14 protein-coding genes, 2 tRNA genes and 1 pseudogene are annotated in these 24,808 nt (G+C 41.0%); 9 read left to right on the plus strand and 8 right to left on the minus strand.

The genetic code is table 11. From position 1 onward, the window contains the following. Positions 1-31: 31 nt before the first annotated feature. The 5 genes from QZZ23_RS06625 to QZZ23_RS06640 all read left to right on the plus strand — a co-directional run bounded on the left by QZZ23_RS06625 (position 32) and on the right by QZZ23_RS06640 (position 7,532). Complete coding sequence (locus QZZ23_RS06625; protein ID WP_292468019.1) at positions 32-163, plus strand: hypothetical protein; 132 nt, start codon at positions 32-34, stop codon at positions 161-163. Positions 164-200: 37 nt separating this feature from the next. After that, positions 201-344, plus strand: a complete 144-nt coding sequence (locus QZZ23_RS14675; protein ID WP_366931322.1) for a hypothetical protein — start codon at positions 201-203, stop codon at positions 342-344. A 156-nt stretch (positions 345-500) separates the two neighbouring features. Beyond that, the gene (locus QZZ23_RS06630) at positions 501-677 is read left to right on the plus strand and encodes a hypothetical protein (protein WP_292468021.1); all 177 of its coding nucleotides are present in this window, start codon (positions 501-503) and stop codon (positions 675-677) included. Between the two features lie 390 nt (positions 678-1,067). After that, on the plus strand, positions 1,068-4,526 hold the full coding sequence (locus QZZ23_RS06635) for a PGF-pre-PGF domain-containing protein (RefSeq protein ID WP_292468023.1): 3,459 nt from the start codon (positions 1,068-1,070) through the stop codon (positions 4,524-4,526). 312 nt (positions 4,527-4,838) lie between these two features. Next, positions 4,839-7,532, plus strand: coding sequence for a PGF-pre-PGF domain-containing protein (locus QZZ23_RS06640; RefSeq protein WP_292468026.1), 2,694 nt, complete (start codon positions 4,839-4,841; stop codon positions 7,530-7,532). A gap of 49 nt (positions 7,533-7,581) precedes the next feature. Here the strand turns inward: QZZ23_RS06640 and QZZ23_RS06645 are convergent, their stop codons facing one another. Together QZZ23_RS06645 and QZZ23_RS06650 are read right to left on the minus strand one after the other, a co-directional pair. Continuing rightward, positions 7,582-11,070 carry a nitric oxide reductase activation protein NorD gene (locus QZZ23_RS06645; protein WP_292468028.1) on the minus strand — a complete coding sequence of 1,163 codons (3,489 nt, stop codon included), beginning with the start codon at positions 11,068-11,070 and terminating at the stop codon, positions 7,582-7,584. Further along, positions 11,067-11,897, minus strand: coding sequence for a CbbQ/NirQ/NorQ/GpvN family protein (locus tag QZZ23_RS06650; protein WP_292468030.1), 831 nt, complete (start codon positions 11,895-11,897; stop codon positions 11,067-11,069). The genes QZZ23_RS06645 and QZZ23_RS06650 overlap by 4 nt, the downstream gene beginning before the upstream one ends. 475 nt (positions 11,898-12,372) lie before the next feature. Between QZZ23_RS06650 and QZZ23_RS06655 the strand changes: the two genes are divergently transcribed. Beyond that, positions 12,373-14,772, plus strand: a complete 2,400-nt coding sequence (locus QZZ23_RS06655; protein WP_292468033.1) for an adenosylcobalamin-dependent ribonucleoside-diphosphate reductase — start codon at positions 12,373-12,375, stop codon at positions 14,770-14,772. Positions 14,773-14,878: 106 nt separating this feature from the next. Here QZZ23_RS06655 and QZZ23_RS06660 read toward each other — a convergent pair. From QZZ23_RS06660 to ilvE, 5 genes are all read right to left on the minus strand, one after another. After that, a tRNA-Gln gene (locus tag QZZ23_RS06660) sits at positions 14,879-14,954 on the minus strand. Positions 14,955-15,019: 65 nt separating this feature from the next. After that, entirely contained in the window at positions 15,020-16,111 is a 1,092-nt protein-coding gene (locus tag QZZ23_RS06665) for a GTP-binding protein (protein ID WP_292468034.1), read from the minus strand. A 62-nt stretch (positions 16,112-16,173) separates the two neighbouring features. Beyond that, on the minus strand, positions 16,174-18,108 hold the full coding sequence (locus tag QZZ23_RS06670) for a molybdopterin biosynthesis protein (RefSeq protein ID WP_366931323.1): 1,935 nt from the start codon (positions 18,106-18,108) through the stop codon (positions 16,174-16,176). Then, the gene (locus tag QZZ23_RS06675) at positions 18,095-18,343 is read right to left on the minus strand and encodes a sodium:proton antiporter (protein ID WP_292468036.1); all 249 of its coding nucleotides are present in this window, start codon (positions 18,341-18,343) and stop codon (positions 18,095-18,097) included. Before QZZ23_RS06675 ends, QZZ23_RS06670 begins: the two co-directional genes overlap by 14 nt. Positions 18,344-18,472: 129 nt before the next feature. Next, positions 18,473-19,351 (minus strand): branched-chain-amino-acid transaminase, encoded by an 879-nt coding sequence (gene ilvE / locus QZZ23_RS06680; protein WP_292468038.1) that lies wholly within the window; start codon positions 19,349-19,351, stop codon positions 18,473-18,475. A gap of 159 nt (positions 19,352-19,510) precedes the next feature. Between ilvE and QZZ23_RS06685 the strand changes: the two genes are divergently transcribed. Both QZZ23_RS06685 and QZZ23_RS14680 read left to right on the plus strand, forming a co-directional pair. Next, positions 19,511-19,585: transfer RNA gene (locus QZZ23_RS06685), tRNA-Arg, on the plus strand. Positions 19,586-19,993: 408 nt separating this feature from the next. Then, positions 19,994-20,393: pseudogene (locus QZZ23_RS14680) on the plus strand (hydrolase). Between the two features lie 9 nt (positions 20,394-20,402). Here QZZ23_RS14680 and QZZ23_RS06695 read toward each other — a convergent pair. Continuing rightward, the gene (locus tag QZZ23_RS06695) at positions 20,403-20,528 is read right to left on the minus strand and encodes a hypothetical protein (protein ID WP_292468042.1); all 126 of its coding nucleotides are present in this window, start codon (positions 20,526-20,528) and stop codon (positions 20,403-20,405) included. A 179-nt stretch (positions 20,529-20,707) separates the two neighbouring features. Here QZZ23_RS06695 and QZZ23_RS06700 point away from each other — a divergent pair, with 179 nt between their 5' ends. Continuing rightward, positions 20,708-24,469: a lectin like domain-containing protein gene (locus tag QZZ23_RS06700; RefSeq protein WP_292468045.1), complete on the plus strand. Its 3,762-nt coding sequence runs from the start codon at positions 20,708-20,710 to the stop codon at positions 24,467-24,469. Positions 24,470-24,808: the final 339 nt, after the last annotated feature.

The raw sequence follows: 24,808 nt of genomic DNA on the forward strand, positions 1-24,808 counted from the left end.
GTGTTCTTTATTTTGTTGTATTCGACCAAGAATGCAGACAAAAATAAGAACATATGACACTATTCCAAATGACAATATATGCTTTCTTATCGGGACCATTCTGGCTGTAAATGAACTTTATGATGTCCATATGAATCAGGGCAATTCTAAGAAGGCAAGGTGACGATGCTCCTAATCAGGATGGTGGCTTGCTAATTCATTTGCCGGAAGAGAACAGATGGGTAGCTATTTGCCTGGCATTCCAGTCCCAATGTTTCGATACCGATGATCTAACTGGTCATTGCCTGCCGAATGCACACTGGATTGTCTTAGAACCTTGCAATGAAATTGAGCAAATCCCGTAAAATGCGGTTTTAGCGGGTTCCGTGAAAATAGTCGGAGCACTTATCAATTCAATAGGTGTTGATGTGGGCAAAGAAGCAGTAACCCTGTTCAATGCTTCTCCGAATGATATTGATCTTGATGGCTGGTTTATTTAGGATGGACCTGGAAGTAAATCTTTGCTCAAAGGTGATATTACTGCAGGCTCTGGTACACGTGTACTGCTTTCCGGGAAAGGTGTAATACTTTCCAATAATGGAGGCCAGATCAGTCTTTACGATAATAAGGGTGCATTGATGCATGAGGTAAAATATACTAGCAGGGAAGTCAGATCAGGCTGGACCCTTGTCTTCTGATAATTCTCTGCTCATTTTTCATTTTTAAGATTTTTGCGTTTAATTCATTGTTCCAGGGTACTCGAGCTTGCTGGTGTATATGATAGCTTATTATATAGCTTGGTGCAACTTATTTTAGGGTAGATTTTTCAAATTCAAAAAGTTAAATAAAAAATATCATATATTAATAATTTAGATTTAATTCTATATTTTTCACAATGTTTATATAGTTTTTTTTACATTGTATTCGTTATTCAATTCTGTCATAAATAGGGTAAAGGGTATGGCAGAGGGGGTACACACATGAAAGCTTTAAAGAAAGGGTTGAGATTAGTTAATACTACTAACAAGAAATATAATTTAAACACCAAATTATACCTTATTGGTATAATTTTTGCTTTTCTTCTACTAATGAGCAACGTCGTATCGGCAACTTCTCTTGAAGTGGATAGTATTGTGCAGTTGACTACTAACGATGGAGATGAACAGAATCCTGTCTGGTCACCTGATGGCACTGAAATTGCATATTCCAGGGATGGCAATATTTACAAGATGTCTTTGGCAGATTCAAGTGAGGTTACGCTAACAGATGATTCTTACAGAAAAAGCGGCTATAGCTGGTCACCTGATGGTACTCAAATGATTTTTCAAAAACAGAACGACAGCAGCATTTATAGTCTTTGGCTAATGAACGAGGACGGTTCTTCACAAAGACAAATACCTAATACAAATGGTGAAATAGATTCTTTTGCATGGTCTCCGGATGGATCAAAAATTGCTTATACACAAGGTATTGAGTTGACATTAATAGAGCCTGATGGTTCAAATAAACAGGTAATCTATACAAATCAACCAGAATATCCTGGCGATAATAGCGAATGGGCAGCGGCTCTTTATGATGTAGCATGGTCACCTGATTCATCTAAAATAGTGGTTGAGGAATCAATAGGTGTGGAGGGTGTAGTTCTTCTTAAGGTACTAAACACAGATGGTACGAATCCAATATATATAACTGATGCTTTGCCAATAAATGACCATAACACCATTACCCCGCAGACTCAATCCTGGCAAAGTCAGGTATGGTCGCCTGACGGCTCAAAGATCGTTTTTGAAACTTACAATTTCCATGAAGGTCTAGCCTCCCAAGCATCAACTGTAGATTTAGATGGAACCGATGCAATTATACTTACTGAACAAGGTGCCTCCTACCCATCATTCTCTCCGGATGGAAGCAAAATCGTCTATGAATATTATGATTTTGGCAAGGATGCAAACGATGTGTGGATGATGGATTCTGATGGAAGTAATAAAACCCGGCTAACAACAAACTTTACAGGTGACCACCGTCCTGTATGGAGTCCCGATGGAAGTAAAATAGCTTTTATGTCTGCAAGTGCAGGTAACCGGGACATATGGGTAATGACACTGAAAGAAGTATCAGGAAATAACAATGTGATTACTGTTGATGATGATGGTGGGGAAGACTACAATACAATACAAGATGCCATTGATGCTGCCAAACATGGTGACACTATCCTTGTGTCTCCGGGTACATATTATGAAAATGTCAATGTTTATAAATCGGTTATTATTGAATCAACTAATGGTGTTGAGGTGACAAACGTAATTGGTACCTCAGAGTATTATCCTGTATTCTATGTTTCAGCATATAAATCTACTATCAAGGGATTCAGTATAAGTCCTAGCGGTGAGAGTTATTCTAATGGTATACATATTTTAGAGTCTGATTATAACACGATTACTGAAAATAAAATAACATCAGACAAAGGTAGCGGTATCTACTTGGAATCATCAGAACACAATACAATAAAGAATAATAAAGTATCTGGTGACTCATTTGCTGCTATTTGGGTGGTTGGTAATGAAAACACAGTCATAAATAACAATGCATCCGCAACTGTTCATGGTACATATATCAGTGGCAATAATAATTTACTGAGTAATAATAATGCAGAAGGAATGGAATCTAGTGTTTATGTACGCGGAGACGATAATACTCTGGACTACAATACAATCTATTCACATAATATTGGGATAGACGAGAGTGGTAACAATAACAATATTGTTAACAACATCATATCAAACTATGACAGCGGACTAGGTGTACTAGTATTCTCATCCAGCGGAAGTATACTTTCCAATAATACCATCGAAGGAGGTTCTATAGGAGTTTCTGTATACGAATCTGAAAATATCACCTTAGATAGCAATTCATTAAGTACAGCTGGTTACGGTGTAATTCTATCTGATGCCAGCAACAACTTGATCTACAACAATTTCTTCAACACCGTAGTAAATGTTGAATTTGAAGGTACAAACACCGGTAATCAGTGGAATATCGAAAGGACCGCTGGCAATAACATCATGGGCGGTTCGTATCTTGCCGGCAACTACTGGGCAAAACCAGATGGAACCGGATTCAGTCAGAATGCTGTTGATACGGACGGTGATGGTATCAGTGAATCATCCTATGAACTGGATGCTGACAACATCGACTACCTTCCACTGACAGACAATGTAGTTCTAAATCAGCAACCTACTGCAACAATTGCTTCTATTTTCCCGATCTCCGCAACAGAAGGAGAATCTGTTTCTTTTGCAGGAAATGGTACTGATATCGATGGTACAATTACTGGATATAAGTGGGTGTCTAGCCGTGATGGTGACCTGAGTGCTTCTGCAAGCTTTAGTACTACTGGTCTTTCAGTCGGAACTCACACCGTTTCCTTCAGTGTTCAGGACAATAATGGAGCATGGTCAGCTGTAGTATCATCATCCCTGAATGTCAGTGAAGCTCCGGTCCAGACAGGTAACGATTCAGCACCTGTACTTGTAAGTGTCAGCCCCACAAGCGGTTCAACACTTGCTGCAGGTACAAGTTCTGTAAACATTAATTTCAGCTACAGTGATAATGAAACAGGTATTGATACGAGCTCTGTTGTATTCATATTCAACTATGTTGATGTAACTGCTAATGGCAATACAACAATAGCAAATACATCTGCTCAGTACAATGCAACTGGTCTTTCCGGAGGTAGCTATAATGCATCTGTGTATGTTGTGGATACTGCAGGCAATTCAGCTACATTCAACACAAATTTCACGATAGCTGAAAAGAGCAGTTCATCATCCAGTTCTACTTCTAGGTCTTCCTCTTCATCCTCCGGTGGCGGTGGTGGCGGTACTACTGGTGAAGCATATGCAAATATTGCTGTAAAAGAAGTGGAAAGCATTTTTGTCATTAAAGATTCGCATTTCAGTTACGAGTTTACTGATGAGGGCAATGCTATTTCCTCCGTTGAGTTCGATTCCCTGAAGAACTCTGGATCGATACAGACCATAATTGAAGTTGTGAAAGACCGTTCATCGTTTGCAAAAACTGATGTTCCAGGGCAAGTCTATCAGCAGATGAACATTTGGGTAGGAAAGACTGGTTTTGTAAGACCGGAAAATGTTGAAAATCTGCTCATAACTTTCAAAGTAGAGAAATCCTGGCTAACCGAGAATAATATTGAAACAGATACGGTAATGCTGTACAGGTATGCAGATAGTTCCTGGGATAAACTATCAACAACTGTAACCGGAGAAGACGATGAGTACGTGTACTTCGAGAGTGAGACTCCTGGTTTTTCACCATTTGCAATAACATCTGAAAGTGAATCAGTATCTGCTGAAGAAGATATATTGCAATCTGTGGCTGATGATACGGCAGATTCTGTTTCAAAAGATCTTGTTTCGGATAACGAAACAAAATCGACCGGTTTCAGTGTCACAGGTATTCTGCTTGTGCTGGGACTTCTTGCAGCAGTTCTTGTAGGTGGATATGTTCAGTATGGGAAACGAAACTAAAACTTCGTTTCCACTTTTTTATTTTGATCTATGGTTCAGATATATAAAATAATGAACATAATTCAATAATACGCCCGCAGAATTAATTATTTGGTATGTCCTATATTAAAGTTTTAATTTATCTGCATAGATATAAATAGGATTTTTGCATTCATACCATTTAGTTCAATCCATCTTTAATAATTAATGATACGATTGGGCGGTGGTACGATTAAAGCGTCAAAAAAAGATATCCGATTAGCTAGCTCTGCTGCTAGTAGTATAGTCCATAGCATATTTTCTTTCAATTCGAAATATTGGAAAACAATAGGTTTGGCAGCTATTTTTCTGTTGCTTGTAGGTACTTGTGTGTGTAGCGCCGCAGTGGTAACAGTAGATGATAGTGGTAGTGCAGATTACACTACAATCCAGGCTGCAGTTGATGGTGCCATTTCAGGAGATACCATCCAGGTATCCCCGGGAACCTACAATGAGAATATTAACGTTAACAAACAAGTATCTATCATTTCTACAGATGGTGCTTCTGATACTAGCGTCATTGCTGCATCAGGATATGATCATGTATTTAATGTAACTGCTGCTGGTGTAACTATAAATGGTTTCAGTATTAGCGGTGCTATTAATGTTGATATGGCAGGTATCTATCTAAGTTCAAACAATAATATCCTGATTAACAACGAAGTTTCTGAAAACTGGCACGGTATCTATTTGGATTCTTCCAACGATAACGAGGTGAATAGCAACACAGGATCAAACAATATTTATTGTAGTATCTATCTTTCTTCTTCCAGCAACAACAACCTGGGCACTAACCTGATAGATAATACTGATTACAGTGATTACGGTATTCTGTTGGATTATTCTGACAGTAACACCCTGGTTGAAAACTCAGCTACTCGTTTGGTTCGTAAGGACATTATCCGTTTGGAACATTCCAATTATAATACGTTAATCAATAATGAAGTAGGGGTTTCTGATGAGGGGAGCGGTATCTATCTTACAGATTCCAGCAATAATCGATTTACAGGTAATACTGTGATCAATAATTTTAATTCTGGTATCTTTCTTTCTTCTTCTGATAACAACGAGCTGATTGGCAACACCATATTGAATAACCTTGCATCAGGTCTCTCTTTTTCATCTTCCAGCAACAATCGGATCTACAACAATAATTTCACAAACGATGTCAATGTTGTCCTTGATGGGGATAATACAGGTAATTCATGGAACATTGAAAAGACTGCAGGTAAGAATATACTAGGTGGATCTAACCTTGGTGGAAATTACTGGGCACAACCAGATGGAAAAGGCTTTAGCCAGACAGAAGTTGATGCAAATGGAGATGGTATCTGTGATTCTACTTTCATTCTGGGTGAAAGTAATATTGACAATCTTCCTCTGACCACTAATGTAGCTTCAAACCAGGCACCTACAGCCAATATACCATCAATATCCCCAAATCCGACAACTGAAGGTATATCTGTTTCTTTTGCAGGAAGCGGAACTGACTCTGATGGTACCATTGCTGGTTATAAATGGTCCTCCAGTCTTGATAGTGATCTAAGTACTTCTGCAAGTTTCAGTAGTTCTGAACTTTCCGTAGGCACACACACTATCTCCTTCAGTGTTCAGGATAATGATGGTGATTGGTCTGATGTTGTTTCCTCAACCTTGACTATCAATGAAGCTCCTAATCAGAATCCTGTTGCCCGCATCGGTTCTATTTCTCCCAACCCTGCAACCAAAGGTACTTCTGTTTCTTTTGCAGGAAGCGGAACTGACTCTGATGGCACCATTGCTGGTTATAAATGGTCCTCCAGTCTTGATAGTGATCTAAGTACTTCTGCAAGTTTCAGTAGTTCTGAACTTTCCGTAGGCACACACACTATCTCCTTCAGTGTTCAGGATAACGCTGGTGATTGGTCTGATGTTGTTTCCTCAACTCTGACAATCAATGCGGCTTCGGAACAGAATGATACTGATTCTACAGGTCCTGTCCTTACAAGTGTGACTCCGTCAAGCGGGTCTACCTTTGCTGCAGGCACAACATCTACCGAGATCCGGTTCGACTACAATGATGCCCAGAATGGTATCAACACGAGTTCAATTGTTTTCACTTTTGACAGTGTTGATGTTACAGATGATGGTAATGCAACAATAACAGATTCATACGCATTCTACAATGCCAATGGACTAGCTGCAGGAAGCCATTCTGCATCAGTGCGTGTTGCAGACAATGAAGGCAATTCAGTGGTTTTCAGTACGAGTTTCACAATCAGTGCGCAGAGCAGTTCAAGTTCCTCATCCAGTTCCTCGTCCTCAGGCGGTGGTGGAGGCGGCACTACCGGAGAGAAGTACGAGAATCTTCTTGTAAAAGACGTGGAAAGTATTTTCGTCATTAAGGATTCGCACGTCAGCTACGAGTTCAATGATAAGAGCAATGCTATTTCCTCCGTTGAGTTCGATTCCCTGAAGAACTCCGGATCGATACAGACCATCATTGAAGTCGTGAAAGACCGTTCATCGTTTGCAAAAACTGATGCTCCAGGACAAGTCTATCAGCAGATGAATATTTGGGTAGGAAAGGCTGGTTTTGTAAGACCGGAAAACATTGAAAATCTGCTTATTACTTTCAAAGTCGAGAAATCCTGGCTGACAGAGAATAACATTGAAGCTGATACGGTGATTCTTTACAGGTATGCAGATGATACGTGGAATAAACTCCCCACCACTGTTACTGAGGAAGTTGATAATTACGTGTACTATGAAAGTGAGACATCAGGCTTTTCTCCATTTGCAATAGCATCTGAAAGTAAGCCTGAACCTATTGTTGAAGAAGAACTGAAGTCTGTAACAGATGAAAGCGCAGCAGCAATAGCAAGCGAAGAGCTTTCAGAAGAGGAACCGAATCCTAAAGGAATCAGCACCACTGGTATTTTTGTAATGCTGGGAATATTCTCAGTAGTTCTTATTGGTGCATATGCTCTCTACGGGAAACGAAGTTAATACTTCGTTAACCTTTTTTTTATTTTCAATACACACATATTCAGTTTTCTCACGTTGTCAGTCTCTTATACAACAACGGTAGTGTCTCAGGCAGCATCAGAGCATCATCGATAATCGTATATCCTACATCGGAAAAGATATTGTCAAGATACTCCCCCGGATTCCTGTCGACGGTTATACAGAAGAAGTGCATTCCACGGGCTTTTCCTTCACTGATAGCAACCCTTGTATCCTCTTGTGCAAGGTCGCCCTGATAGGAGTCTTCTCCTTTTGATCTGTCATAAGGTTCGCCGTCGGAGAGAAGTACCAGCATCTTTGTCCTTGCACCTGCATGCTCCAGTTTTTTAATGGAATGACGGATTGCAGGCCCAAGACGTGTATTGGATGCAGGTTGCAGAAGGCTTATCCTGCGTGCCACATTATCTGAGAGTTCTTCATCAAAATCCTTGATTACAAAATACTCAACATCATCCCTGCTTTTTCCGGAAAATGCATAGATGGCGTACTTGTCTCCTATGCTCTCAAGTGCCTGGCTCATTATTATCAGTGAATCCTTTTCAACGTCCAGTATGCTCCTGCCGTCCGCACCAAGGATCTTGCGTGTGGAGGCACTGACATCCATAAGGAAAAGGGTTGCTACGTCTCTCTCATGCTTATCCCACCTGAGATAAAGCCCATCATCAGGGTTTATTCCGCACTTCTTTGCGATAAGTGAGTCTGTGAAAGCATCGATGTCTATTTCAGTTCCGTCATTTTGCCCCTTCATCCTGTGAAAAGCTTCAGGTTTCATCAGGCTGAATGTGTGTTTCAGAAGAGATATTTCATTCCCGTAGCGTTCCATTGCTTTTGTATAGTAGGATGTAGAACCCCCGACAGGTTCTATTTCATTGACCGTACTCCAGTCTGACCTGTAATCATTGATAACTGAGTCCCACTCATCGTATTTGTAGCTGCCAAGCACTCTCCAGTTATTGTCCAGTGCATATGTGGGTTTATTGGTAGCCTTCTCTTTAGGCCTATTCTCCTGAGCAGCAAGGTCGGCCTCGGTTTCGGGAATAAAATTCTTAATGACATTTTCAAAAGGCTTTGTCATCATTGGGTCCTTTGAACCTGTAGCACCAATATCCATCCCTCGATAACCTATATTTTTTAACATTTCGTATTCTATCGGTTGAAGAGGGCCGAAATATACGTCAAGTATGGCATATATCTCAAAAGCGGTCTCAAGTGCTGAAAATGTGCTTGAATCTTCCCTGAATATTGTATCTGCAAGGAGTTCCCCGGTCTTGTCCAGAACCACTCTGGTAGTTTCACTTATCTTAAATGCAGGCTCATGCCCGGTAGATATCCATAACAATGCTTCCATGAATTCTTCAAGTCCGCCCTTTGTAGCAGGTCTCATCAAAAGCATCTTATGTCGTACATTTTCAAGGTCAGAACGCACACCTCTGTAGTGCTCCATTATCATGTACTCGACACGTGCATCCTCCAGAACTCCAAGTATGGTTGCTGCCAATACCTGGTTTGGGAAAAGTGAGAGTATATTGATGATGGCAACAGATTCCTTACTATGGGTATCTGGTGAAAGCCATCCCTCTTCTTTTTGAATTGGATACTTTCTAATGATTCTCTCCATGAGCGTAGCACCCTTTTCATAAGGTACATCCATCAAGCTGAAACGGATATGTCCAACCTCATGCATCACACTGAGTTTGTAGATCTTGAAATTATCTTCAATATCCTCGTACACCCTCATTTTTGGTGCAAGATAGATAGTATTGCCTGCAATTATCGGGTTCATACCATGTGCTTCTTCCTGAAGCGGCAGTGTTGCCATGGAACGTATTACAAAATTAGTATTTGAAAGTCCAAGGGCATAGTATCTCAAAACATTTGCCACTTTTTTAAGAGCAATTGCACCGGTCAGTTCTTCTATGAACTCGTTGGAGCTTTTCGACTCAAGTGAGAAATATGCCTTTCCTGCAGGTGCTTTATCTTCAATGTTCTCCAGTCCTTTCAAAGCCCATTCTTCCAGTTCACTGATGTCCAGTTTTTCCAGTATTGGTGGGGAGTGTGAAAAGTAATCAATTGCCACTTTTCTATCCTTCGCATGGATCTTCATCCCTATATCTGCCCACTTCCTCGCATTTTCCGGTTTTGTGTTCCCTACAAAATGACCTAGATTTTCAAAGAATGCACTGGCAAGAACACCTTCTTTTCCAAGAAGCCTATTTGCGATTCTGAATATCTCATCATGGTATTGCGGAGAAATTTTGCTTAAAGCTTGAACGGAGTTCACGAAATAAGCAGAAGCTAAAGCGGGATCCTGTATTCCGATTCCTTCTCCTGTGCCAGCCCATTCCTCAAAAATTTCGGATCTTAGCAGGATATAAGCCTCTGAAGTATTATCAAAATAAGCAGGAATGCATTCCGGCTGGATATCTGCAAGCTGAATAGCTCGGTCTACGAGCACTGATCTGATATTCCGGTCTGTATCTTCAGGATGTTTTCCAAGTGCAAGGCTTGCCTGAATGAAAGATCTGAGTGCTTTTTTGTTATTCGGGAAAGAGGCTATGCCTTTATCTTTCCATTCATCCACTTCAGTTAGTTCCAGTTTGCCAGAATATTGCGCAATTGTGTTCAAAAATAACTTTGCACTTTCGTTATCGGCACTCGCAAGGTCAGTCGCAATATTCATGAGAAAGGCAAGATCTTGCTCATCAGCCGTCTCCATTATTGTTCCTGCATTCCTGAACAATGCCATTGCAGGTGCTTCACTGAATTTCAGGACATCGTCCATTGAAATGAGGAGTTCTTTTCTTCTTTGTGGCTGTACAGCTGGAAGCATCTTTCCTGCCAGATTTATGAGTTCTATTGCAGTGAGCCAGTGGCTTTTGCTTATTCTTTCCGTGATATGGCAGAACAGGGTTAATTCTTCGCTTTTGAGTAACGAATGAAGCTGGATGAGGTGTTCAAAATAAGCTTCTGAAACCTTTACATTGATATTTCCAAGTTCCTTTCCTTTTTCTACAAGCTCGTGGAATCTTTCAGGATATGTGGATACGACTACTTTTCCAGTGTATTTGAAATATGCAATTGCCATCCATTTGTTTTCTTCAGAGAGGGTTATGCCTGTGTTTGTCCAGTTTTCGAGAAGCTCCATACCACCTTTTTTGATGATCGGCATTGATGAGTCAAAGAATCCTTCACAACAGGACACGCTCAGTTTTGAGATGTTCCTTGCAAGGGAGAGCCAGTTCTCAAATTCATTTTTTCCGATGGACTTGTAGACTTTGGGAGCAGCACCCAGGTAGGCGACAAGTACTCTCATGCCACGCCTGAAGGCACCTTTTCCGGCGTGAAGCACTGCTTCTAGTTCTTCATCGTCTAAATCTTCAAACCCTGCTGTTAATCTGGAAATCTCATAACTGTCGACGGAATCGGTAAGTTTTGAAAAATGGGATGCTATCAGTCCGCTTATCTTTTCCGCTGTGGCAGGGATTTGTTCATCTCTATCTTCTGCCGGCGTAATATTCACTCCATTATGGCGGCAATTATCTCATCGATGCTTTTCTGCAGATCGGGATTGTCAGTTATAGGTTTTGCCATTGCTATTCTGCAGGCTTCTTTAGGCTCGATTCCCTCACGGATGAGTTTGCCTGCATAGATCAACAGGCGTGTGCTTACTCCTTCTTCGAGTCCGTGGTGTTTGAAGTTCCTGATGCTCTGACCGATTTCCACAAGCAGACCTGCTGTTTTCTCGTCGAGCTGGCTTTCGTGAGCCACGATCTGCTTTTCCAGCTCAGCAGGCGGGTAATCAAAATCAATTGCAACAAATCTCTGTCTTGTGCTCTGTTTCATGTCCTTGATAATGCTCTGGTAACCGGGATTGTATGAAACTGAGAGCATGAATTCTTTTGGTGCTTTAACTATTACTCCAAGTTTGTCGATAGGGATTATGCGCCTGTCATCGGTTAACGGGTGTATGACTACTATTGTGTCCTTTCTGGCTTCCACTACTTCATCAAGATAGCAGATAGCTCCGCCTTTTACAGCTTTTGTGAGAGGTCCGTCGCTCCATTCCACGGATTCTCCCTTGATCAAAAAGCGCCCTACCAGGTCTGTTGCAGTTAGATCCTCATGGCAGGCAATTGTTATCAGCGGACGCTGCAATTTGTAAGCCATGTATTCTATGAACCGTGTTTTTCCACAACCGGTTGGTCCTTTCAGGTTAACCGGCAGCAGGTTTTTGTAAGCGGCTGTGAATATCTCGACCTCGTTACCCACAGGAACGTAGTAAGGCTCTTCCGTTATCAGATATTCATCAACAGGCAGCTCTTCAGATAAAGCGCATTTCATTGCCATGGTATAATTCCTCTTATGATAGTATTCTACCCTGTTCTACTTTATATCTGCTGTGCAGGAGAATTGGGAGTATCAGAATCTATCAATTTGATGGAAATTGATAGGTTTCAATAGCTTCAACAGTTGGTTTATATTTTTAGTTTAATCTTGTGAACAGGAATATGAATCGTACAAAAAATAATATTGCAGTTGGTTTTGGAGAGTGATAAGGCAAGGGGGATGTTGGAAAAAATGTAATGATTTTAATCATCTCCCCGTTATTAAATTTATATGCATCTTAGTACATTAAATGGCCGTTGGTGGGGACTTCAGTGGGTTGAGGATTTGATTACAATACAAATCAAATGATATCAGTCTTGTTACCAATTCAGTTTTATTAGTATTCGATTGTGGTTTAGAAAATCTTTAAATAAAGAAGAATGATTGCTGACGTATAAATGATGAATTTGTTTATTTAATACTATAAGGTAAAAATATGGGAATAACAACACAATGCAAAACACTTAGTTCCATTGCTGAAGATATCCTTGGTAAAAGGTATTATAAGGAAGGGGAGGATTGGAAAGGACTATGCGAAAGAGTAGCACTTGTAGTATCAAATGGTGACAAAGAATTAGCAAATGACTTCTTTGATGTAATGTACAATCTTGATTTCTTGCCCAATTCACCTACATTAGCAAATGCAGGTAAAGAAGGTGACAGACAACAGCTTTCTGCATGTTTCATATTACCTGTAGAAGATGATATGGTTGAAATAATGGAGACCGTCAAAAACACGGCTATTGTTCATAAAAGCGGTGGAGGGACTGGTTTTGATTTCTCTTCAACCAGACCAAAAGGTTCCCCGGTATCATCAACAAATGGTGTTGCATCCGGTCCTCTAAGCTGGATGAAAATTATCAATGCAACTACAGAAGAGGTCAAACAGGGTGGTATGAGGCGTGGTGCAAACATGGGGACTCTTCGTGTGGACCATCCGGATATTCTTGACTTCATCCTTTGTAAAAAGAATGATAAGACGATGACAAACTTCAATTTATCCGTTGCTGTGTCTGACGTTTTCATGGATTCTGTTGAGAAGGGTGATGATTTTGAACTGATGCATCCTCATAATAAAGAAATAGTCATTGTGGATGCCTGTGAGATATTTGATATCATATGTGAGAATGCCTGGGAATCCGGCGAACCCGGAATGATATTCATTGATACAGTAAACTCCACTAATCCTGTTCCTCATCTTGGCGCAATCAAATCATCGAATCCCTGTGGTGAGTTCTTTTTCATTCCTTTTGGTGTGTGTAACCTCGGTTCAATAAACCTGGTCAATATGCTGGAACCTGCAGAAGATGGATGTTATGTGATTGACTTTGATCGTCTCAGGAAGATCACTGAAATTGCAGTCACATTTTTGGATAAGGTTATTGACATCAATCATTTCCCATTACCTGAGATACATGATATGGCACACAAGACCAGACCTATTGGATTAGGTGTCATGGGACTTGCAGACATGTTGTTGTACATGAAATTACCGTATGATAGTGATGCAGGCCGTGAAATGGTCGGAAAGGTCATGAAGTTCATTGATGATGTTGCATGGGCTACTTCAAACATGCTTGGTCATGAATTCGGCACTTTTCCTGAGTTCCAGCAGGAAAACCTTCCCTCACAGAAGACTCCAAGAAATTGTCAGATTACAACAATTGCACCAACAGGTACACTTGCAACATTCGCTGGTGTATCATTTGGAATTGAACCTAACTTTAATTACGTGTATAAGAGGAAGATTGTTGATAGCGAATTCATTCAAGTTCATCCTCTCTTTGAGAAAATGGCGAAGGAAGGAGGCTTCTACTCTGAAAAACTGATGGAAAAACTCCGGACAACTCCATCTCTGAAGATGCGAGACTTGACTGAAGTCCCAGATCATGTGAAGGAATACTTCATCACGGCTTTCGATGTTTCACCGGAAGACCATGTGAAGATGCAAGCTACAGTCCAGAAGTATGTTGACAACGCTGTCTCAAAGACCATAAATCTTCCTTATGATGCTACACCTGAGCAAATAGGGGAATTGTATATGATGGCCTGGAAACTTGGATGCAAGGGTCTCACAGTTTATCGTGATGGCTCCAGGGATGATCAGGTGATCGTTGCTGCAAAAGAATCAAACGAGGATGATATAAAGTTCCTTGAAATATGCGGAGATACGGATTTTGAAGACGCTGATATTGGAGAAGATATCGCTCCTACTTGTATTGACATCATGAATCCTGATACCCTTGCTTTTGCAATGGAAGGATTATCCCCGGAAGAGAAGTGTGAGCTTCTTCAGAGAGTAAATCTCTTCAGATTGGATTACAATACAAAAATTGATTTGCATCCAAAGGAAACTGTAAACGGTAAAAGGATAAAGTTCACAACCGGATGTGGTGAGTTATATTGCAAATCGTTCGAGAATCCAATAGAAGATGGTAGTGATGCGATTCTTTGGGAGTTGTTCATGACCACTGTTGGTGGTGGATGCAAAGCTCATTCTGCTGCACTGGCAATTACTGTATCACTTGCATTGCAGGGAAGAGCGAATATCAAGAGTCTTACGCATCATTGGAGTAAGATCCAGTGTGATGCATGTAAAGGCCGTGATACTGATGGTAAGTCATGTCCTTCTATCGTGGCTAATTACATCAGATCATTAACACAAGGTACGGCTACCAGCACTATACAAAAAGCAATCAAAGCACCAAAAAGTACTCGAGAAGTTACTAGAGTACAGACATCATTGAAGGGTGTTTGCCCGGAATGTGGTGAAGCTATAAGACGCATTGATGGATGTAGAAGTTGTTCAGCATGTGGCTGGACAAGGTGTGACTAACGTCACACCATTTCTATGCTTTAACTATTCCTTACAGGCTTCATTATGGAATTGCTAAAAGAGCCAAGGCTCTTTTATTAAACGTCATTAGAGGCTCAAAAGAAATTGGTAGTCCCGGGCGGATTCGAACCACCGTCTTCGGCTCCAAAGGCCGAAAGGATTGACCACTACCCTACGGGACTACAATGATTAGCAGAATAAATGCATAATAATACTTATTTGTTATGCAGGACAGCCGGTTTGGCTGTCACATTGCAATGATAAGCGTTAGCAGATCCTTATCGTCAAGTACATGGTCAAGGCCTGCCCTCTGACCGGGGTGCTTTGATGATGTGCCCCATATCTGTGAATATCTGAACTTTCTCCTGAAATCACGGTGCAGATGGTCACATACCTCTCCAACTGTAGTTCCTTTACGTACAATGAGAGGTTCTTCCATGTCAGCAGGTCCGCCCTGTGGTTTAAGATAAACACGGATAAAGTCCAATGCGTCATATATCAGGTCCTTGACAGCCTCAAGGTTCTCTTCCTTGTCAGCCGAGATATACGTTGCTTCAGGGTACTCTTCCTTACATTTCTTCAGCACATATTCATCTGCCATATCCACCTTGTTCACAACAACAACGGCAGGGATGTATACCCTGTTGCCCATGATGACATCTATCAACTGGTCAACATCGATGCTCTCCCTGATGAGCACATGAGCATTGTGAATCTTATATTCGTTAAGAATTGCCTTTATAAGGTCTTCTGTAAGGTCAAGCTCCTTAGTACTGCTAATGGTGACGCCACCACGGTCCTGCCTTTTAATGACAACATCAGGTGCTTTCTGGTTCAGGCGTATGCCCGCATCGTTAAGTTCCTGCGTAAGGACTCCATGGTGATAGTTCTGGAATACGTCCAGCATAAAGATCACAAGGTCACAGTTCCTCACAACAGAAATAACCTCTCGTCCACGGCCTCTGCCGCTGGCTGCTCCTTTGACCAGTCCGGGTACGTCAAGTATCTGTATAGTTGCATTATTATGTTCAAGCACTCCCGGAATTACATCCAGGGTTGTGAACTCATAGGCACCGACCTCTGAATGAGCATCTGTGAGCTTATTAAGTAAAGTGGATTTTCCCACAGACGGGAAACCTACAAGTGTCACCGTGGCATCTCCTGATTTTCTCACGGAGTATCCTTCGCCACCACCTGACTTGGCAGATTTCTTGACAACTTCATCGCGAAGGCGTGCAAGTTTCGCCTTCAACTTACCGATGTGGTGGGATGTTGCCTTATTGTAGGGAGTCTTCTTGATCTCCTCTTCTACTTCCTGTATATCCTCATGTATTCCCATTTGAACCTACCATAACGTCAAAATAAAAAAGGTTTTCCTGATTTTTATAGACTGGATTAACGTCAAAAGGAGGATATTATACTGCCGGTCATTTCATACGTATACATTCCAGTTGGAAGTCTTTTTGAAAAATCTTCAGACCGAAGTGCACTCAGGAATGTCTGTATCTCCTCAATATCCAGAAGGTCTTTACGTATCACGAAATCAAACTCATCCTCTGCAACAGGGATAAACTCAAGTCCGGCTTCCTCTGCCGCAGCCCTCAGCCCAAAACCAACATCTGCCTTCCTGCTTTTCACAGCATCGCAAACAGACCTGTGGGTCTTTGATCCTGAATTATAGCCTTTCAGGCTTTTTATTAGCTCACTCCTTGGGATGCCCATATTCTCTGCCAGTATTCCGAGTTCCCTGTCCAGAAGTGCCCTGGTTCCTGATCCCCGGTTCCTGTTGATGAGATGCAGGCCGCTTATATCTTTCAGTCCATACACATGGTTGTCAGGGCTGAATATCAGTCCCTGCTCACGCCTGTATCCTTTAACCAGAACAACATCTTCAAGATTCATTTTTGTTATAACTGATGAATTGTAATTGCCTTCGCTGTCAACCATGTTCACGCAGGCAATATCTGTAGTGCCGCCTGAAATGGCTGTAAACCCTGCACTTGATCCCATTTTCAAAGTCCTGAATACCAGCCCCGTCATCTCTTCCAGCAAGTCAACTCCCGGGCATTGTCCTCCAACGAACATCAGATCAGGACTTCTCACGTTGCCGAACATAGTGACCTCTACCTCAGAACCTGCTTCAACGTATTCTGTATGTGCCCTGATCTCTATTATTCCGTCAGCATCCGAAAGTGTTGTAATCGCTCCCGATGTTTTGTCTGCAGGGTATGCCTTGCCCCTGACCACGCCTACGGGGAACAGTTCTTCTCTTCCACCTGAGCGGATACCGGTTCCCATGACCGCAGTGACCTTTGTCTTAAAAGAGGGCTTAACACCAAGTGAATTATATATTATCGGGGCTACGAACTCATTGAAAATGCTGAGTGCGGATGTAGGATTTCCTGGCAGTCCTATGGTTGGCACGTTTCCTATCATACCGATTACGACAGGTTTTCCCGGTTTGATGGCAATTCCGTGAGTAAGGGTTTCGCCCTTTTCCTCAATTATCATGTACATGATATCTCCAACACCTGCAGAAGTACTTCCTGATGTCAGTACAATGTTGCATTCATTGATCGCCCTGTCAAGAGCCTCTTCCATCGATGTTGCATCATCAGGCACAATTCCATATATCCATGCAGTTCCTCCGCATTCCTCTATTGCTGCTGCGATAGCATAGGAGTTAGCGTCATATATCATTCCGGCTTCCAGTGTTTCTCCGGGTTTGATAAGCTCATTTCCCGTTGATATGATTCCCACAAGCAATCTCTTGACAGGTACTTCATTCATACCTATGGAAGCAAGTACTCCAATTTCACGGGCGCCGATGCGTGTATTCTTTCTCAGGATCCTTTCACCTTTCATGATGTCGGTTCCTGCACGCATTATATTCTCGCCAATGTGCACCGGCTGGTAAATAAGGACAGAATCACCTGTTTGCTTTGTATTCTCCACCATAACTACAGCATCAGCACCATCGGGAATCGGTGCACCTGTGGATATCTCTATGGTTTCTCCATCGTTTACAAAGAACTTATCTGTGCAACCTGCTGGAATAGACCCTATAAATCTCAGTTCCTGCGGTTCTGGTTCACTTGCCTGATAGGTATCTTTTGCCCGAATGGCATACCCGTCCTTGACAGAACGGTTGAATGCAGGTACATCCACACCAGAAGGGATGTCATCTGCTATGATGTGTCCTACTGCCTTATCGATAGGTAAAATAATAGTGTCTGGCTGGACTCTGATCTGTTCAACCAGCTTCCTTGCATCCTCTACGGATGTTAAATCTCTGAATTCCTTGCGTTCCATTCTGTTCGGTCTACTTTTTGTCAAGATAACCTATAAGTGTTTTGTTAAGTGTGAACACTCTTGAAGCAACATACCAGAGCCCCATCAAAAATACGATCCATGTTGCAATTGATATCCATTGCAGATTGGGTGTATCGTCAAGTGCTTCAAAGGTGATTACAAGAGTAACTGGCATAAGAAGTAAGATAGCCATCACGGAATCGTTCAGGTATTTCAGGTTCTCCATTATTACTCTTTCTTTTTCATCCTCTTTCTCCATTCTTAAACCTCATTAATTTCAGTTTCCAATATAATAATCAATGAATATAAGAGGTTACTGGACTAATGCCTAATTAATGTTTTGAAGAAATAAAAAGACGAAAAGATATGAAGAGCTAACTCTTCATATTTAAGGGAAAATAGGAGTTCCGGTTGTTGTGGTTATGTGCTCAAAAGCTGCGACCATCTTCCCGGTGATAGGCCCCGGTTTACCGTCACCTATCGGACGTCCGTCGACCTTTACAAGAGGTGCTGCCTCGGCTGCTGTTCCTGTTACGAATATCTCATCAGCAGTGTAGAGGTCAAACATTCCAAGATTTTCAACGTGGGTGTCAATTCCTATGTCTGCAAGTAGTTCAATTGCTGTTGCTCTGGTTATACCCCTGAGGTTGTTGATCGTCGGTGGGGTGTAAACCTTTCCGTTCTTGATAATGAATATGTTGTCTCCTGAACCTTCAGAGAGATAACCGTTCTGGTCGAAGAAAATTGCCTCGTCTCCGCCTTTCTCATTTGCCTCTATCTTTGCAAGGATGTTATTCAAATAGTTCAGTGACTTGATGTTTGGAGAAAGTGCATCACAGGAATTTCTTCTGACTGAGACTGTGACACCGGTCAGACCAACTTCATAAAGGTCGCCGTACATAGCCCCCCATTCCTGGGATATGATAAACACATTTGGCTTTGGACATTTTCTGGGGTCCAGTCCAAGGTCACCAACACCTCTTGAAACAATGGGTCTGATGTAGGCATCTGTAAGGTTGTTTTTCCGGAGCGTTTCCAGAATAGCCTCTTCCATCTCTTCCTTGCTCAGTGGTATGTTAAGAGCGATAGCCTTTGCGGAATCATAGAGCCTGTCAACATGTTCACGTAACTTGAAGACACGTCCGTTGTATGCTCTTATACCCTCAAAGACACCATCCCCATACAAAAAACCATGGTCATAGACGGAGGTTGTGGCTTCTGATTTCGGGACATAGTCACCATTGTAATAAATTAATAGTTCACTCATGTGTAAAGCCTCAGCATTGTAATTGTTGTTAATCTTGATGTCAAACTCTTATATATTTGTATTCACATATACATCACACATAATTTACAAATGTGGCTCCATTCTTACAAAAGGCTTTTATGCTAGAAAACCTATTTCAGACTCCAGTCAATCGTCAGCGGTCCCGTGGCTTAGCCAGGATATAGCATCGGGCTTCTAACCCGAGGGTCGTGGGTTCGAATCCCTCCGGGATCGCTTATTCTTTTAAAGCATTCATCGTTTTGTTTTTGTTTTTCTCCGTGTCATAGCACCGACCAAAAAATGTTTATTGGATGAGTTCCATATAATAAATTGCTGAGTATAGAACGCTTGGAGTTATTAAGACTGTGAGACTATGTTTCAGCTTTCGATTGGCCCATATCAGAGCGATACTCTGAATGGAATGCGTATGTTTGCCGGTCGGAATATTAAGACGTCAAGAGGGTAATAGGGTATTATAATCTTAGTCTTCTCTGTTGCCCTCGCATTACTTCCTTTTCTCATAATCTTTTTATCCACAGAAGCGGATGCTTTATTAAGGATAATTCAACAGGATTCAGTATCCTGCTGTCCTGAATGGGACGGGACAACAGAATAAATGTATGGGATAAAAAACCGTTTATAATGGATTATGTCCCTCAATTATTCCACATTCCATTGCCATTTAGCTTCAAACGTGCCTTAATGAGGATGTGGCAAAAGGTTCATGTAGCAACTGCCTCTCCTGAAATGGGTGATTTTTTCCTGCTTGCCTACGACCCATCATTATGGAAGTTAGAGCTATATATTATTGTCACAAAAAATTCCGGATTCTGAGAACGTAACAATGTCGGGCACTTTTCTCAGCAAGGTTTTTGATGGTCCGTACAAGTCAGTACCAAAATGGATCGAAATTATGGAAAAATACATTTCAGAAAAAGGGATGACCGTGAAGAAACATTATTCCATTTTACATATTGCCTCAAATATGCAAAAAAGTACGGTCATAATTGCAATAGTATTCACAGAAGTGGAAGGCAAATAAATAGGTTTTTTAATCATTCAAGCCCAGGATATTCTTCTTATCCTTATTTTTTTCCTCTTTCTTTTCGTTTTTACTTGTTTTAACAAATTCAGTGACTTCTTTTATTCTGTGCATATTTGTTTCATCATTTCCCATTTTTTCCCTCCGGTTTTTAGTTCTTCAATTTATGTAATAGTTCCTTTGGATAAGTAATCTGTCTCACGTATAGTTTCTTTGTTTTGTGGTATATAACCTGGCATCATGTTATATATAGTATATTTAAATATTAATAATGTCTAGCTATTGTTAAGAATCTATATTATCAGGGATGAATCATGAAAAATCAAATATTGTCATATAATCTGTTAGTTATATGTTGTCTTGTACTGATTCTGTTACCCATTTCCAGCGGTGCGGCAGATACCAACCCGTGTCTCATATCCGGACCCAATGAATCCTCGGGATCACAAATATCCATCGCACCTCTAAATCCCGCATTCGTCCTATATATGGAAGAACTGGAACAGAGTCAGGATGAAGCTTCTGTCCCTGTAAATACAAACACAGTTACTCTTTCAGGTCTCGTATTATCAGACAGTTCTACAAATGTTTCCTCTCCTGATGTTTTTAACAGCTTCTCTTTTTTCGAGGATGATGGATTAACCGAAGATTTTCCCCTGCCAACAGGACTGATTCCTTCTCCTGTAGATCTTTCCCATCTTTCCCCTGTGAATATGCAAGATATGATAGCAAGTGAAGAATATGGTTTTATGTCTTCAGATATCAGGCTAACTGATGTGGGGGTGTATCCTTCCCGTTATGACCTGCGTGATGCCAATGGTGTCACGGATGTGAGGGATCAGGGTCAGGCTGGAAGTTGCTGGGCTCACTCCACAATTGCTTCTCTGGAGTCCTATCTTCTCCACAACAGATATGAAACCTGGAACTTTTCTGAGAACAATGTTAAGAACGTTCTTGTATCGACTGATCCAGACGGATATGATCGTCCCCACGATGATGGAGGATTTGATCTTTATACGGCTGCCTATCTTACAAGGTGGAGCGGTCCTGTGCTGGAATCCGACGATCCCTATGATGCTACATCCGGTGTGTCTCCAGATAATCTTCCAGTTGTAAAACATGTTCAAAAGATCATGATTCTGCCGGGCTTTGAAGGTAATGATACTTTTTACAAATGGATGGTGACCAATTATGGTGCAGTGTCCGTAGCTTTATGGTATGGTAATTCATATTTCGATTCAAATAATAACAGTTATTATTACAATGGTGAAGTCACATATGCAAATCATGCCGTAGCTCTGGTTGGCTGGAATGACAATTACTCTGCTTCTAATTTCACTCCGAAAGCTCCTGGAAATGGTGCTTATATCATTAAGAATTCATGGAGTAATGACTGGGGTGAGAATGGATATTTTTATGTTTCTTATTATGATGCTGTGATGGGAAACAATGAAGGTATAGATGGTCTGGATACTAAGCCATATGGTGGCAATTTCATGTTCACTGCAGAGAATGTCAGTAGTTATGACCGCATATACCAGTATGATGGACTTGGATGGACTGCCTGTACAGGTTACAACAATACCACCGCCTACGGAGCTAATATATTCACTGCAACTTCTAATGAGACTCTGGAGGCAGTGAGCTTCTATACGGTGGATTCGAATTCATTCTACAATATCTCTATTTATCTGGAACCTGTATCTGGTCCAGTCAATATTTCCGGTCCGGCATCCATACAAAATGGATCAATTGCCATAGCAGGATACCATACCATAGACCTTGATACAAATATTTCACTCAATACCGGACAGAATTTTTCGATCGTCGTAGAATTTACAACACCTGATTACAATTACCCAATAGCTATTGAAATGCCCATAGCTGATTACAGTAGTAATGCTCATGCAGAAAAAGGTCAGAGTTATATGAGTCTCAATGGCAGCCAGTGGGAAGATATTTCAGAATCTGATAAGAATGTATGTATCAAAGCATTCACAACAGAGGAAAAAGGACCACAGGCTGCATTTGTAGCAGGAACGCGGTACATTCATGTTAGCGAAACAGTAGATTTCCATGATACTAGTCTCTTTTCACCGGAAAGCTGGGAATGGGACTTTGGAGATAATTCAAATTCATCATCTCAGAATCCATCTCATGCTTATTCTAACGCTGGTTTTTATAATGTATCATTGAATGCATCAAACTCTTTTGGAAATAACATTTCCTTAAGGACTTCTTTCATTCATGTTGTTAATACAACCATTATTGTAAATAGCAGTGGCAGTGCTGATTTTACTACTATAGGAGATGCCATAGATGTGGCGTTAGATGGGGATACTATACTTGTAGAACCTGGTACTTATACTGAGAACCTTGTTTTTTCAGATGCCAATATAAGCCTGTTATCTTCAACTGATAACCCTGAAGATGTTCATATCGTTTCCCCGGATTCTGATGAGTATACGATACACATAACGGCGGACAATATTACTATCTCAGGGGTAAATGTTTCTGGAGGATTTGCGGGGATATATGCTTACAGATCAGATGGTTGTAACATAACTAATTGCTATGCTATGGACAATAGTATGTTTGGCATCTATCTTTATCATTCACAGAACAACACGATCCTGAATTGCACAATGAGTGATAATACTGGCTATGGTCTGGCAGTAATGAGATCTGCAAATAATTATTTAGCAAACAACTCAGTAGCGAATAGTATGTTTAATTGTGCTTTTGATGATGAGATAAGTTCAGTTGATACGAGCAATACAATAAATGGCAAACCAATCTACTATCTTGTAGATTATTCTAATATTGTCCTTGGTCCCAGTTCAAATGCCGGACTTGTTCACCTTATCAATTGTTCAAATATAACAGTACAGGACATCGGTATCGAAAACAATAACTGTGGTTTCTTTATGTATAACTGCACTAATGTTAATGTTAGTAACTTTACATCATCATATAATGGGTATGGTGTGTTCCTTCTTTCTTCAGGTAACAATACAATGCACACTTCTAATTTGAGTCATAATTTATTTGGTGTTGCACTCAGTGGTTCAAGTGACAATCTCATTTATAACAACTATCTCAACAATAGTGCATCAAACGCCCTTCTTTCCACAGGAATGTCCAATCAATGGAACATCACAATGACAAATGGAACCAATATCATTAATGGAAGCTATCTTGGTGGGAACTTCTGGGCAAATCCATCCGGTACAGGGTGGAGCCAGACACAATACTCCGTTGGAAATGGTTTCTGCCAGCCATATGAGATAACAAATGATGGCAATAATTCCGATTTCCTTCCGCTGACAGCTAACGAAGAGCAACCAGATGAAGTTGTTGAAAGCAGTAGTCAGAGTCACAATGATGGTGTACATGTCAGAATTGCTACCAGTACTGCCTCTCCGGGAAATGTTGCTGCAATGGATTCAAGTGTCCGGTTTGTAGGTAGGGATGCTGAAGTACAGTATGTTTTTGCTGACAGGAACACACCTGTTACTGACATCCGTTTTGAAGCAGATACCAATGTAGGGTATGTCATGGCAACTGTCAATCTTTTGAATGAGCTGCCGGAAAATGCTCCTGCATCTTCTTCGGTCAAGGTGTATCAGAGTATGGATATTGTTCTTGGTGATGATGCATTCTCATCTGGAATAGGTGAAGCCACAATCGGATTCTCAGTTTCAAAGGAATGGCTTGATTCTAATGGTCTTGATGGGGACGATATACTTATGGAACACTTTTCCAGTGGTATCTGGGACAGATTGCTTACTACGGTGACAGGTGAGGACGAAGACTATTTCTATTTTGAAGCAACAACCACAGGCTTTTCACCATTCATGATATGTGTGGATGTTTCAGGAGCTAGTCCCATAAATGCCGGTTCATCTCTGAATGAGATTGATGAAGGGAACATTCCGGCAAGTGAAGAATTAAATGCCCAGACTGATTCAGAAGATGATTCAGCTAATTTTACTCTGGTTTTGTCTGCTCTGGTTCTAATTGCAGTTCTGGGGTCAGTTTACTTGATTAAAAAGAGGTCAAAAGGTAAACTATAATCTCTTTTTGATGAAACTCAAAAAGTACATGAGGGAAATGTTCCTCATGTTCTTACGATATTTTTAGGTTTTTACTGTTCTGCAGATCTCAAATATTCAATGGAATACCATATATAATGCATTAATATACTTTTAGCAACATATTTATTTAGAGAAGGTACTCATATATGAAAAATCCAGTATTATCATATCCTTTACTGTTTGTATGCTGTCTTGTGCTGTTATTTTTTTCCTTTCCCTGTAATGCAGCTGACATTACGCAGGATGTAGTTCCCTATTTTAATGAATCCTCCGTTCCACACATATCAATAGCACCCCTCAATCCTGCCTTTGTACAAT

This window comes from Methanolobus sp., from assembly GCF_016278385.1.
Classification (GTDB): domain Archaea; phylum Halobacteriota; class Methanosarcinia; order Methanosarcinales; family Methanosarcinaceae; genus Methanolobus.